Here is a 13,743-nt window from a genome sequence, read left to right as displayed (position 1 = left end):
GTGACCAGTGACCTTCGACCTCTCCCGCATCGCCGATCCTTCCTTCTTCGCGGACGGGCGCCTGCCTGCCTGGTCCGATCACCGCTGGTTCGCCAGCGAGGACGAACTGCGTGCCGGCACGAGCTCCTACGAGCAGAATCTCAACGGGCTCTGGAAATTCCACTACGCCCGAAACCCGGAGCAGGCCATCGCCGGATTCCAGCAGCCGGAGTTCGATGTGGCGGACTGGGACGATATCCCCGTCCCCGCGCACATCCAGTTGCACGGGTACGGCCGGCCCCAGTACGCGAACGTGCAGTACCCGTGGGACGGTCACGAGCAGATCGTGCCCGGGGAGATCCCGACACGCTTCAATCCGGTCGGATCGTACGTGACCGACTTCGTGCTCGAGCGCCCCTCGCGACCCGGCGAGCGCGTGGTGATCACGTTCCACGGTGCCGAGAGCGCCATCGCGCTGTGGCTGAACGGCACCTATGTCGGTTACGCGGAGGACAGCTTCACGCCCTCCTCGTTCGACATCACGGACGCCCTTGTCGACGGACCCAACCGGCTCGCCGCGCAGGTGTTCACCTGGAGCGGGGGATCGTGGCTGGAGGACCAGGACTTCTACCGTTTCTCCGGCATCTTCCGTGATGTGGTGCTCACCCACCGCCCGGTCGCGCACGTCGCCGATCTCCACGTGCGCACCGTCATCGACGGGGCCTCCGCGGAGGTCGTCGTCGCAGCCGAGATCGAGGGCGAGGGCGAACTCTCCGCGCAACTGGACGGCGTCGGCACCCTCGTACGCGGGGAGGACGGCACGCTGCGGGTGCGGATCGAGAACGCGCGGCTGTGGAGCCCGGAGGACCCGTACCTCTACGACCTGGTTCTGCATCTGCACACGGGCACCGGCGAGGTGGCCGAGGTGATCCGTCAGCGCGTGGGCGTGCGCCGCTTCGAGATCGAGGGGGGCGTGCTTCGTCTCAACGGCGAACGCGTGGTCTTCTTCGGCGTGAACCGTCATGAGTTCGGGCTGCAGGGAAGGGTGATGACGCGAGAGCAGACCGCCGCGGATCTGCGACTGCTGAAGAGCATCGGCGTCAACGCGATCCGGACCAGTCACTACCCCAACAACTCGTTCTTCTACGACCTCGCCGACGAGTTCGGATTCCTCGTGATCGATGAGATGAACCTGGAGACGCACGGCATCTGGGACGCGGTGCGGGCGGGTGATCTTCCCGTGTCGGACGCGCTGCCGGGTGACCGGGCCGAGTGGCGGGACGCGCTGCTCGATCGTGCGACCAGCCTGCTGCGCCGTGACCGCAACCACCCCTGCGTGGTGATCTGGTCGTGCGGCAACGAGTCCTTCGGTGGCACGCTCATCCGCGACGTCGCCGACTACTTCCGCAGCGCGGACGACCGGCCGGTGCACTACGAGGGCGTCGACTGGGATCCGCGCTACCCCGAGACCACCGACATCGTGAGCCGGATGTACACGCCGGCCGCCCAGATCGAGGAGTTCCTGGCGACGAACCGGGAAAAGCCCTTCATCCTCTGCGAGTACGCGCATGCGATGGGCAATTCCTTCGGCGCCGTGGATCGCTACCTCGATCTGGCGTACCGCGACGAGCTGTTCCAGGGCGGCTTCATCTGGGACTTCTCCGACCAGGCGATCGAGCTCACCGACCGCTACGGCAACACCTACTTCGGTTACGGCGGCGACAACGGGGAGGCGCCGCACGACTCGGACTTCAGCGGAAACGGCATCCTGTTCGCCGATCACACACCGAAGCCCTTCGTGCAGGAGGTGTCGTATCTCTATCAGCCGCTGAAGCTGACTGTCGAGCGCGACGGTGTCAGCATCGAGAACCGCAACCTGTTCACCTCGACGGCGGCGTACTCGGCAGTGGCCACGCTGCGCACGGACGGGCGGACGCTGCTCACGGCCACGATCGAGTCGGACATCGCGGCCGGTGAGCGCGGATTCGTGCCGTTCGACTTCGAAGTGCCGCGCGTGCCGGGCGAGTACACCATCGACGTCGAGTTCTTCCACCGCAGCGCCACGGCGTGGGCGGAGGCGGGTGCCCGGGTGGCGCGCGGGCAGGGGGTCGTGATCGTCGACGGCGCGCCGCCGGCACCGACTTCCGGTGCCCGTCCCGAGCTCATCCATGGCATCCACAACATCGGCGTGCGCGGTGAGCACTTCGAGGCGCTGTTCTCCCAGCTGTACGGCGGTCTCGTTTCGTATCGCTATGGCAGCACCCGGGACGGCGGGCGGGAGTTGCTCGCCGCGATGCCGAAACCCAGCTTCTGGCACGCGCCCACCTCGAACGAACGTGGCTGGGGCGCGCCTTTCGAGGACGGTCAGTGGCTCCTGGCCAGCCGGTACGCCCGCGCCGCGGGCCGCCCGCTGCACACGGCGCGCGTGACGACCGACGACGAGTCGGTCACCGTGTCGTACACCTACGATCTGCCGACGCGACCGGCCTCATCCTGCGATGTCGACTATCGCGTCACGGGCGACGGCTGCATCGAGGTGACGCTGTCGATGACGGTGGCGGAGGAGCTGCCGGACCTGCCCGAATTCGGGATGATGCTGCTCATCTCACCGGAGCACGACCACCTCCGGTGGTACGGCGATGGCCCGGAGGAGAGCGCCGTGGATCGTCGGCTCGGTGCGCGCCGCGACGTGTTCGACGCGGATGTCGCCACCCAGCTCACGCCCTACCTGCGTCCGCAGGAAGCGGGAAGCCACACCGGTGTCCGATGGGCTGAGGTGACGGATCGGCGAGGCTGGGGTGTTCGCGTGGACAGTGAATACGGCATGGAATTCTCGGCGCTGCCCTGGACGCCGTTCGAGATCGAGAACGCCGATCACCACCACGAGCTGCCACCCACCCGCCACACCGTGCTGCGCCCGGCGCTGATGCGGCGTGGCGTCGCCGGCGACGACTCCTGGGGCGCCCGCACGCATCCGGAATTCATGATCCCCACCGATTCTCCGCTCCGGTTCCGCTTCGCCTTCACCGGGGTGGCGGGTCGGGGCGTCGCGGGACGAGGCTGAGCCGGCACGACGGCAGCGGCGGCGGTGGCGGCGGACAGTTGGGTCGTCGTCGTCGTCGTCGTGGTCGTCGTCGTCGTGCGGTGTCTCGAAACGAGGAGATTTCGTCGGGATGAGGACGAATCCCGGTGATTCGGCCCGAACGGACGTCATCTTCCTTGTTTCATGACGGCGCCGTGCGCGGGCGGGTCCGCGGATCGGGAAGGATGGGGGAGTGCTGGAACTCGAAGCCGGATCATGGGCACTGCTCGTGCTGGGCGCGCTCATCGTCGGTGTCTCCAAGACCGGCATCCCGGGGCTCAGCACCCTCATGGTGGCCGTGTTCGCCACGGTCCTCCCGGCCCGCACGTCCACCGCGGCGCTCCTGCTCCTGCTCATCGTCGGCGACATGATGGCGCTCGCGATGTACCGCAGACACGCGGACTGGCGCACCATCCTGAAGCTCGCCCCCGCAGTCGTCGCCGGGATCCTGGTCGGCGCGCTGTTTTTGTGGTGGGCCTCGGACGGATGGGTGCGCAAGGCGATCGGCGCCATTCTCCTCCTGCTCGTGCTCATCACGCTGCTCCGGCGGCGCGCGACCTCGGCGGAGGCGGGAACCGGACGCACGGTCGCCTCGGCCTACGGTCTGCTGGGCGGGTTCACCACGATGGTGGCGAACGCGGGCGGACCGGTGATGTCGCTGTACTTCCTGGCGGCGCGCTTCTCCGTGCAGGCCTTCCTCGGCACCGCGGCGTGGTTCTTTGCGATCGTGAACCTGGTGAAGGTGCCGTTCATGCTCGGTCTCGGCCTGTTGACGCCCCAGGTCGCCCTCACCGATCTCGTGCTGGCCCCTGCGGTGATCGTCGGCGCGTTCCTCGGGCGGTGGATCACCGGCCGGATCAAGCAGCAGGCGTTCGACACGATCGTGCTGGTGCTCACCGTCGTCGGAGCGCTCCAGCTGCTGATCTTCTGACGCCTACAGGTCGCGCGTGCGCGACTCGTCCCACGGGATGCTCCACCCGGCCGCGTCGAACAGGTCGTTCAGCAGGAAGGCCGTGAAGCCCCAGAGGACGACTCCGTTCAGATCCCACGCCGGGCCGTGGAAGGCGCCGAGCGGATGGCGATAGACCGAGGTGAATCGGTTCGTGGGATCCAGCAGCCAGGCGACGCTCACGCGCAGCACGTCGGCGGTCTCGCCTTCGTCCACGCTCACGTAGTGCTGCGGGGCCTTTCGCCAGCCGATCACCGGGGTGACGCGGAAGTCGCTTACCGTGCCCACCTCAGGCAGCTGTGCCAGGATGTCGACGTCGGCGGCGTCGACCCCGATCTCCTCGTTCGCCTCGCGCAGCGCCGTGGCGACGATGTCGGCGTCCTCCGGCTCCGCGCCTCCGCCGGGGAAGGCGACCTCGCCCGCGTGTGCGCGCAGTGCGCCCGATCGGACCTCCAGCACGACGTCGAGGTCGTCGGCGGTCAGCTCTTCCAGCCCCCGCGTGTCCTCATCGCGAGCCGGACCGAACAGGATGAGCACGGCGGCGGGACGGGCCGTGGGCTTCGGCCGGAACCGACCTGTCCGGCGGTTCTCCAGGTGCGCACCGGCGGCGGCCGCGAGGTGCAGCAGTCCGCCCGGGGTCGTGTTCGACATCCCCTCCAGCCTAGGCGGTGCGTGCGCGACGAGGCCCTTCGTCTCGCTCCATGTTCCGGAGCGGGACGAAGGGCCTCTGGGGGTCAGACGGCGAGGGCGGGTTCGCGCTCGGGGGCGTCGGTGAGGAAACGGTCGTAAGCGTGGACCGTGAGGAACAGCGGGAACTCGTCACCGAGCACCAGCTCCCGGAGGATCTCGGCGGCGTCGTCGAGCCGGTCGTCCGGATAGCGATCGAGCTCGGCGAGAACGCGATCGATGGTGTACTCCACGCGCTCACGGACCACCGGAAGGCCGTCCTCGGTGAGTGCCCCCTGATGGATCCACTGCCACAGCTGGCCGCGGCTGATCTCCGCGGTGGCGGCGTCCTCCATCAGGTTGTCGATCGCGGCGGCACCGGTGCCGCGCAGCCAGGAGTCCAGGTAGCGCAGTGCCACCGAGACGTTCTGGCGGATCCCCTCCCGCGTCACCCGCCCGCCCTCGATGCGCAGATCGAGCAGCTGCTCAGGTCGCACCGAGACGTCCTCACGGAGGCGGTGGGTCTGATCGGTGCGTCCGGCCATCGCGGCGTCGAACTCGGCGCGCGCCACGGGGATGAGGTCCGGGTGCGCCACCCATGTGCCATCGAAGCCGTCCACCGCCTCGCGCCGCTTGTCGGCGGCGACCTTCTCGAAGGCCTCCGCGGTGACCAGTGGATCGCGCCGGTTCGGGATGAAGGCGCTCATTCCGCCGATGGCATATGCGCCGCGCTTGTGGCAGGTGCGGACGAGGAGCTCCGTGTAGGCGCGCATGAAGGGCACGGTCATCGTGATCTGTGACCGATCCGGCAGCAGGAACGAACGGCCACGGGAGTGGAAGTTCTTGATGATGCTGAAGAGGTAGTCCCAGCGGCCCGCGTTGAGACCCGCGCAGTGGTCGCGCAGTTCATACAGGATCTCCTCCATCTCGAACGCAGCCGTGATGGTCTCGATGAGCACCGTGGCACGGATGGTGCCGTGTGCCAGGTTGAGCCAGTTCTCGCTGAAGGTGAAGACGTCGTCCCAGAGACGCGCTCCCTCCAGGCTCTCCAGCTTCGGCAGGTAGAAGTACGGGCCGCGGCCGCGGGCGATCAGCTCCTTCGCGTTGTGGAAGTAGTAGAGGCCGAAATCCACCAGCGCACCGGAGACCGAGCCCTGCTGGCCTGCCGTGGTGGTGTACCGGAAGTGCTTCTCGCCGAGGAACCACCCGCGCGGGCGGAAGACGATGGTGGGAGTCTCCTCGCCGAGGCGGTACTCCTTGCCCTCGTCACTCGTGAAATCGATCTGGCGGCGGATGGCGTCGTAGAGGTTGACCTGACCGCCGATGATGTTGTGCCAGGTGGGGCTCGTCGCATCCTCGTGATCGGCGAGCCAGACCTGCGCACCCGAGTTCAGCGCGTTGACGGTCATCTTGCGATCGGTGGGTCCGGTGATCTCGACCCGCCGATCGTGCAGGCCGGGGCCCGGGCCGGCCACGCGCCAGCTCGGCTCCTCCCGTACGGGCGCCGTGGAGTCGCGGAAGGTCGGTGTGTACCCGGCGTTGATCGCCTTCTGGCGCTCATAGCGCTCGCGCAACCGGTCCTGCCGGCGCGCGGCGAACTGGTCGTGCAACGCCGTGAGGAACGCGAGGGCCTCGGGGGTGAGGATCTCATCGAAGCGGGGCTCCAGCTCGCCCAGCACTTCGAAACGGGGGTTGGTGGTCATGATCGTGGCCTTTCTGCATCCGTGCGGATCAGTGGAACTGGGCGGATTCGGTCGAGCCGACGAGGGCGAGTGTCGCGCTCTCGGGGTTCAGCGCGGTGGCGATCCGGTCGAAGTAGCCGGTGCCCACCTCCGCCTGGTGCTTGGTCGCGGTGTAGCCGCGAGCCTCTGCGGCGAACTCCGCCTCCTGCAGCTGGACGTACGCGGACATCTGGCGCTGCTTGTAGTCGAGGGCGAGTTCGAACATGCCGTGGTTCAGGGAGTGGAACCCGGCGAGCGTGATGAACTGGAACGCGTACCCCATCGCCGACAGCTCGCGCTGGAACCGCGCGATGGTGTCGTCGTCCAGGTGTCGGCGCCAGTTGAAGGAGGGGGAGCAGTTGTACGCGAGCTTCTGATCCGGGAACTCGGCGTGGATCGCCTCCGCGAACCGGCGCGCGAGCTCCAGATCGGGCTCGCTGGATTCCACCCAGAGCAGGTCCGCGTAGGGAGCGTAGGCCAGTCCCCGGGCGATGACCGGTTCGATGCCGCCGGTGACCTCGTAGAAGCCCTCCGCGGTGCGAGTCCCGGTGAGGAACGGGCGGTCGCGCTCGTCGATGTCGCTGGTGAGCAGTGTCGCCGCGAGTGCGTCGGTACGAGCGATGATCACGCTGGGCACTGCGGCGACGTCGGCCGCGAGGCGTGCCGCATTGAGAGTACGGATGTGCTGGGAGGTGGGCACGAGCACCTTGCCGCCCATGTGACCGCACTTCTTCTCGCTGGCCAGCTGGTCCTCCCAGTGCACGCCCGCAGCCCCGGCGGCGATCATGCCCTGCATGAGCTCGTAGGCATTCAGCGGTCCGCCGAAGCCGGCCTCCGCGTCGGCGACGATGGGCGCCTGCCAGTCGCGGGTGGTGGTCCCGGTCTCCGCGAATTCGATCTGGCCGGCACGCAGCAGTGCGTTGTTGATCCGCCGCACGACGGCGGGCACCGAGTTGGCCGGGTAGAGGCTCTGATCGGGGTAGGTCTGCCCGGAGAGGTTGGCATCGGCGGCCACCTGCCAGCCGGAGAGGTAGATCGCCTCGAGCCCGGCTCGTACCTGCTGTACGGCCTGATTGCCGGTGAGCGCACCCAGCGCGTAGACCCAGGATCCGGGATCGTCGTTGTTGCGCTGGATCAGCTCCCACAGCTTCTGGGCACCGCGTCGGGCGAGGGTCGCCTCCTCACGGACCGGGCCGCGAAGGCGGACGACGTCCTCCGCGGTGTAGTCGCGACGAACGTCTGCCCAGCGGGCATCGGTGATCCACTCCGCCTCGAGGTCGGTGGCGGTCTGGTTCTGCTGGCCGGGGAGGGCTGCGTACTCGGTCATGTCGGCTCCTTCGCTGAGTGCGGCGAGTGGTTCTGAGACGAGCTTGCGCCGCACTTTCGGTCTTCTGCGGTGGTTTCCGAGGAGAAATACGGCCAGATTTCTGAGGTTCGGAACGATTGCTCGTGTCATGCTGTCGTCATGGCGATGCAACGACGCACCCGCGGCGACGATGAAGACATGCTCGACTCCCTGACCATCGGCCGGCGCATCCGCGCTCTCCGGCTGGAACGTGCGATGACGGTGGAAGACCTGGGACGCGCGATCGATCGTGCCGCCTCCCAGGTGTCGGTGATCGAGAACGGGAAGCGGGAACTGCGCCTGGCCGAGTTGCAGCGGCTGGCCAAGGCCCTCGGCACCACGCTGGATGCGCTGCTCGAACCCGCGCCGCTCTCCCGTCGTGACGAGTTGGAGATCGCGCTGGAGCGAGCCCAGCGCGGACCGTTGTATCGCTCCCTTGGACTGGAAGCCCTGCCGATCCGCCGCTCGCTCAGCGACGAGGCGATCGAGACGATTCTGCGCCTGCACGATGAACTGGGGCGTCTCCACGAGCAGCGCGCGGCCACACCGGAACAGGCGCGACGCGCGAACACCGAGCTGCGGGCCCAGCAGCGTCGGCGCGACAACTATTACGAAGAGCTGGAGACATCGGCGGCCGAACTGCTCGGCGCCATCGGTCATCGCGGTGGCCCGCTGTCGCAGCGCGAGACCGGGGAACTGGCCGCCCATCTCGGCTTCTCCCTCCACTACGTCGGCGATCTCCCCGGCAGCACCCGCAGCATCACGGATCGACGGCACGGCCGGATCTACCTCCCGCTCCACCAGCGCGGCACCGACCTGCGCTCTGCGCTGCTCCAGGCGCTCGCCGCACACGTGCTGGGTCAGCCGGAGCCGCAGGATTACGGCGATCTCCTGCGTCAGCGTGTGGAGACCAACTACCTCGCCGGCGCCCTGATGGTGCCGCAGTCCAGTGCGGTGCCGTATCTCACCGAGGCGAAGGCGGCGCGCGAACTGTCGGTGGAGGATCTGCGTGACCACTTCGCCGTCAGCTACGAGACCGCGGCCCACCGGTTCACCAACCTCGCCACCCGGCACCTCGGCATCCCGGTGCACTTCACCAAGGTGCACTCCAGCGGGGTGATCTCGAAGGCCTACGAGAACGATGACGTGCAGTTCCCGACGGACGCGCTGGGATCCGTCGAGGGGCAACGGGTGTGCCGGTGGTGGAGTGCCCGCCAGGTGTTCGAGGTCGAGGACCGGCTCACGCCGTACCACCAGCTCACCGACAAGCCGGTGGGAACATACTGGTGCACGTCGGCCATCGTGAGCGCCAGCAACGGGGAGTTCTCCCTCAGCGTGGGTACACGCTTCGCCGACTCCCGCTGGTTCCGCGGGCGCGACACCCGGCGGCGGATGACGTCAACGTGTCCCGACCCGGCCTGCTGCCGGGAACCTCGCTCTGAGGCGGCCGAGCACTGGCGCGGTCAGGCGTTTCCGAGCGCCCGGCTGAACTCGTCGCTGCTCGCGGCGATGCCGGACGGCAGCACCACCGGCATCGACACCGTGGCGGTCTACGAGTTCCTCGACCGCCACGCCGCCGCCCTCGACGAATCCTGACCCGGATCGGGCTCGTGTGCCGCGAGGCCGATCCGGGTTCGCCGCTGTCGTGAAATGAGGACATTGTCGCGAAACGGGGAGATTGTCGCGAAACGGGGAGATTGTCGCGAAACGGGGAGATTGTCGCGAAACGAGGACATTGTCGCGAAACGAGGACCAGATCGGCGTTATGGCTCTTCTTCGGGCGGAATCTCCTCGTTTCGTGACAAGCCTCACGCCGCGGGCGCGCGGCGTGAGGCGCCCACTACGTGCCGGAGGGACGTGTCAGCGGGGGAAGACGCCGAAGAACGTGGCGAGGACGGCGTCGATGTCTGCCCGGAGCGCGATGTCCAGCACCGGCCACGCCCCCTGTCCACCGTGGACGGCGTCCTCGGCGGCATGCGGGCGGCGGTCTACGATCGTGGCCCCGCGACTGGCTCCCGGCGCGAGCTCGACGTGCACGGGGTAGGACTCGAACGTGAACAGCTCCGGGTTGGTGAGGGCGATCACGGCACCGGCATCGCCGATGCGACGGTTGTCCACGATGGTGTCGCCACCGGGGACGGTCACCGTGAAGGAGAGGAGACCGGCGAGGGCCCGCTGGACGGCGTCGTCCTCACGGAGAGCGGCCACCTGCTCGTCGTCGGCGCGGATGCGATCGAAGACGTCCAGTCCGTACATCGTGAGAGGGATTCCGCTGGTGAACACGATGTGCGCGGCCTCAGGGTCGTGCCACACGTTGAACTCCGCCGTGGCACTGGCATTGCCGACCGAAGCCGAACCGCCCATCGTCACGATGCGAGCGATCTGCGGCACCACCTCGGGGTGTGCGCGCAGCAGCAGCGCGATGTTGGTCATCGGGGCGAGGGTGATGATGGTGAGCGGCTGCTCCGCTTCCATCAGCGTGCGTCGCAGCAGCTCGACCGCGCGCACCGGCTCCGGGGAACGAACGCCGCGCGGCAGGTCGATGCCGCCGACACCGTCGGACCCGTGGATCCAGGCAGCGGAGCGCGCTTCGCCGATCAGCGGCTGTTCGGCGCCGCCCGCCACGGGGATCTGCGGCGCCCCTGCCAGCTCCAGCAGCGCCAGCGTGTTGTCCAGTACCTGCGGCAGGTCGACGTTGCCGGCCACGCACGTGATCGCACGAACGTCGATGCCGGGGTGGTGCAGCGCGTACAGCACCGCCATCGCGTCATCGATGCCGGTGTCCACGTCGAGGATGACGCTGTGCTGTGCCGGGGCTGACGAGGTGTTCATAGGTCCTTCTCGGGTTCAGTCGCGCAGGAGCGCGGGCAGATCATGCAGGGTGAGTGGCGATCGGGCCGGTGCCGGTGGCCCCACGTAGAACGCCGACATTCCGGCGCGGCGCGGTCCCTCGATGTCGGCGTCCCAGGTGTCACCGACGAACGCGACGCGCGCCGGGTCGGCGGGGTAGCGCGCCAGGGCCGATGCGAAGAGGTTCGGATGAGGCTTGCGCCATCCCTCCGACACCGACAGCACGGTCGCGGTCACATGCCCGCCGAGAGCGAACCGTGCGAGCAGATCAGGCACGAGACGTTCGTCGTGCGTGTTGCTCACGACGATCACGCGGTGGTCCTTCGCGAGCGCGGCGAGGGTCTGCGCGGCGCCGTCGCGGGGCCGGATCGGCGCCGTCCACGCCTCCAGATACTCGTCGACGAGCTCCTGGCGAGCGTCAGCGGAGGCGTCGACCCCGATGAGGGCCGCGAACCGCGCCGCTACCTGGGACATGGAGTACTCGCGCCCGGTCGTCCTCGCCTTCGACTCGTGCTCCGCCCACGCCCGATCCCAGGCGCCGGTGGCATCGGCGGCCGATCCGTGTCGCAGGGCGAAGGCCTGTGCGGCGGTGAGGGACGTGCCGTCTCCGGTACGCACGCTGGGCTCGTACTCGACGAGCGTGCCGAAGAAGTCGAACCAGACGTCGGTGAAACGCGCGCTCACGCGCCTTCCCGTCGGCGCACGATCTCCGCGATCCACAGCGGGGCGAACGGAGACGTGCAGTTCGGCGGGGTGGGATAGTCCTTCAGCACCTCGAGCCGTTCGCCGATCTCCAGCGCGCGTGAGCGGTACTCCGGATGGTGGATGCCGATCTGTGCGAGCGCGTCGTTCATCGCCCACTGCAGGCGATCGGGCGCGTCGCGCATCGCCGGATCGATGAGATCCAGCAGCTGTGACAGGTCCAGTCCCGCCGGCTTCTTCACGATGCGCTCCGAGGTGAGCGCCCACCCTGCTGCCTGCACGAGGGGATCCGGGTCGACGAACCAGCGCTCGCGCAGGACTTCTGCGTGCGGGGACTTCTTCACGATGTAGTTGACCAGCCAGTCCAGCACCTTCGGCGCCCGCGCCTGCCGGAGCATGGTGTCCAGCTCGTCCGCGGTGTGATCCTTCGGCTTCGTGAGCAGCAGCGCGAGCAGGCGTGCGGCGGTGTCGCCCGTCGCCCACAGGTCGTCGGCCAGCGGCTGCTGGGCGCCGATGCGCTTGGCCACCCCGCGTAGCTTCGTCAGGTTGACTCCGTGATCGTCGCCGTGGCGCTCGTTCACCGCCCGCATGCGGGGATCCTCGAGTGCGGCGAGTTCCGCCATCACGCTCGCCACGTCGTCCGACATCGCGCCTCCCCGTCTGCGTCTCGTGCCGCGCTCGCGGCTGCCTCCAGTCTACGGACGGCGTCGGCGCGCATTGGCTCGCTCAGCCGGCCGGGACATCGATCACGGACACCTCGCCGCGGCGGGCGGCGACGAGCCCGGCCGAGGCCGCGGCGAGGTCGGCATCGAACCTGTCAAGCAGCTCAGGGCTCACCCGCACCCCGAGCAGGGCGCCCCTCGCGCCGTAGCCTGTCTCATCCATCACCGCGTCATGACGGGTGGCCCAGTCCCGCATCAGGTTCTCATACCGCCCGGCGTCCGTATGCGGCACCTCCACCGACACCGCGACTAGCTCACGGCGATGGATGATCGCAGCGCGATCGAGAGCCTCCGAGACCGCGGACGAATACGCACGGACGAGCCCGCCCGCCCCGAGCTTGACGCCGCCGAAGTAGCGCGTCACGACCACCACGAGATCGGTGAGCCCGCGCCGCCGGAGCACCTCCAGCATGGGCATACCCGCGGTGCCACTGGGTTCGCCGTCGTCCGACGAGCGAGCCTGGTTGCCCCGTACTCCCGTGATCATCGCGGTGCAGTTGTGGCGTGCATCCCAGTACTGCGTGCGGATGCCGGCGATTGCAGCGTCGGCATCCGGCACGGAACGCGCCGGGATCGCATGCGCGATGAATCGCGACTTCTTGATGACGATCTCATGCTCCACGGCCGCCGCGATGCTGTCGGGGTACCTCGTCATCATGCTCCGTCCGCGCCGGGGCGTTCGTCGTTTCGTGCGTTCGGATCCGGCCGTGTCCCGGGGCGAGAGCGCGTTGTCGCCGCGAGAAGAGCGTCCGTCTCGCGCGCCACGGGCGACGTCGCCGGTCCGCGCCGGGTCACCGAGATCGATGCGGCGGCGTTGGCACGACGTACCGCGGCATCGATCGCGTCGCCGCGCAGGAGCGCCGCGCACAAAACGCCGAGGTGCGTGTCTCCGGCCCCTGTGGTGTCGATGGCGTGCTGGGGAAAGCCCGCCACACTGCGGGTGCCGGCGCCGTCGGCGATCCAGCACCCCGCCCCACCGTCGCGGACGAGCACGATGGCATCCGGTCGGAGCAGGGAGCGCAGGCGCGTCGCGACGTCGATGAGCGGGGCATCGGGTGCAGCGCTGGCGAGTGCGCGGGCCTCACCGGCGTTCGCGGTGAGGACGTCGGCGCGGGCGAGCACGCGCCTGCGCACCTCAGCCGACACCGCACCGAACACCGGAGAAGGATCCAGCAGCACACGGGCGGACGCGATGGAGTCGAGCCAGTCGGGCACGGTGTCGGCACCGGTTCCGGGTGTCAGCACATAGCCGGTCACCGCGATCAGATCCCGGTCGCCCACGATGACGGTGGCGAGGTCGCTCGCGGACACGTCCGCCTCCGCGCCATCGACGGTGATGAAGGTGCGCTCCGCAGTGTCGTCCACCATCACGATGCAGTAGCCGCTGTCCTGCTCCGCCGCGGGCGTGACCGGCGTCTCACATCCGATGTCGTGCAGCATGCCGGCGATGATCGTCCCGAACGGACCGCTGCCGTATCGTCCCGCATACGCGATCGCGGCACCGTCGCGGGAGGCTGCGATCAGCGTGTTGGCGCCGCCGCCGGCGGTGATCTCGGAGTGCGTGGCGAGGACCTCGGTGCCGGCGCGGGGAAGCGCGGGCACCGCCACGCCGATGTCGACGATGACGCTGCCGGCATACACCAGCCGACCCTGTTGCGCCGTCTCGGTCATGGGTTCCTCCGTCGGATGTGATCGGGTGCGAGAGCGGGGGTACCGCGTGCGCGGAA

The 13,743-nt window shown here is 68.7% G+C and carries 11 protein-coding genes; 3 read left to right on the top strand and 8 right to left on the bottom strand.

Annotated features, from left to right (window positions below):
* Positions 1–7: 7 nt before the first annotated feature.
* On the top strand, positions 8–3,043 hold the full coding sequence (locus ACIQJ5_RS09665) for a glycoside hydrolase family 2 TIM barrel-domain containing protein (RefSeq protein WP_402843211.1): 3,036 nt from the start codon (positions 8–10) through the stop codon (positions 3,041–3,043).
* A 211-nt stretch (positions 3,044–3,254) separates the two neighbouring features.
* Positions 3,255–3,992: a sulfite exporter TauE/SafE family protein gene (locus ACIQJ5_RS09660; protein ID WP_402843208.1), complete on the top strand. Its 738-nt coding sequence runs from the start codon at positions 3,255–3,257 to the stop codon at positions 3,990–3,992.
* Between the two features lie 3 nt (positions 3,993–3,995).
* On the opposite strand, the gene ACIQJ5_RS09655 is transcribed toward ACIQJ5_RS09660, so the two are convergent.
* The 3 genes from ACIQJ5_RS09655 to aceA form a co-directional block, all read right to left on the bottom strand.
* The gene (locus ACIQJ5_RS09655) at positions 3,996–4,661 is read right to left on the bottom strand and encodes an NUDIX hydrolase (RefSeq protein WP_402843205.1); all 666 of its coding nucleotides are present in this window, start codon (positions 4,659–4,661) and stop codon (positions 3,996–3,998) included.
* Between the two features lie 83 nt (positions 4,662–4,744).
* Complete coding sequence (gene aceB, locus ACIQJ5_RS09650) at positions 4,745–6,379, bottom strand: malate synthase A (RefSeq protein WP_402843202.1); 1,635 nt, start codon at positions 6,377–6,379, stop codon at positions 4,745–4,747.
* A 28-nt stretch (positions 6,380–6,407) separates the two neighbouring features.
* Positions 6,408–7,724, bottom strand: coding sequence for an isocitrate lyase (aceA, locus tag ACIQJ5_RS09645; protein WP_231092001.1), 1,317 nt, complete (start codon positions 7,722–7,724; stop codon positions 6,408–6,410).
* 138 nt (positions 7,725–7,862) lie between these two features.
* On the opposite strand from aceA, the gene ACIQJ5_RS09640 reads away from it, so the two are divergent.
* Positions 7,863–9,338 (top strand): helix-turn-helix domain-containing protein, encoded by a 1,476-nt coding sequence (locus tag ACIQJ5_RS09640; RefSeq protein ID WP_402843198.1) that lies wholly within the window; start codon positions 7,863–7,865, stop codon positions 9,336–9,338.
* 264 nt (positions 9,339–9,602) lie between these two features.
* Here ACIQJ5_RS09640 and ACIQJ5_RS09635 read toward each other — a convergent pair whose 3' ends face one another.
* The 5 genes from ACIQJ5_RS09635 to ACIQJ5_RS09615 form a co-directional block, all read right to left on the bottom strand.
* Positions 9,603–10,574, bottom strand: coding sequence for a nucleoside hydrolase (locus tag ACIQJ5_RS09635; protein WP_231092003.1), 972 nt, complete (start codon positions 10,572–10,574; stop codon positions 9,603–9,605).
* Positions 10,575–10,589: 15 nt separating this feature from the next.
* On the bottom strand, positions 10,590–11,276 hold the full coding sequence (locus ACIQJ5_RS09630) for an HAD family hydrolase (protein ID WP_402843195.1): 687 nt from the start codon (positions 11,274–11,276) through the stop codon (positions 10,590–10,592).
* Positions 11,273–11,941, bottom strand: a complete 669-nt coding sequence (locus ACIQJ5_RS09625; RefSeq protein WP_402843193.1) for a DNA alkylation repair protein — start codon at positions 11,939–11,941, stop codon at positions 11,273–11,275. Before ACIQJ5_RS09625 ends, ACIQJ5_RS09630 begins: the two co-directional genes overlap by 4 nt.
* 79 nt (positions 11,942–12,020) lie before the next feature.
* Positions 12,021–12,671, bottom strand: coding sequence for an IMPACT family protein (locus tag ACIQJ5_RS09620; protein WP_402843190.1), 651 nt, complete (start codon positions 12,669–12,671; stop codon positions 12,021–12,023).
* Entirely contained in the window at positions 12,671–13,687 is a 1,017-nt protein-coding gene (locus ACIQJ5_RS09615) for a PfkB family carbohydrate kinase (protein ID WP_402843187.1), read from the bottom strand. Before ACIQJ5_RS09615 ends, ACIQJ5_RS09620 begins: the two co-directional genes overlap by 1 nt.
* Between the last annotated feature and the right edge of the window lie 56 nt (positions 13,688–13,743).

The sequence above is a fragment of the Microbacterium sp. GXS0129 genome, assembly GCF_044769785.1.
GTDB classification, from domain to species: Bacteria; Actinomycetota; Actinomycetes; order Actinomycetales; family Microbacteriaceae; genus Microbacterium; species Microbacterium nymphoidis.
Note: the sequence above shows the minus strand (reverse complement) of the source record. Positions and strands in the feature narration are given on the sequence as shown.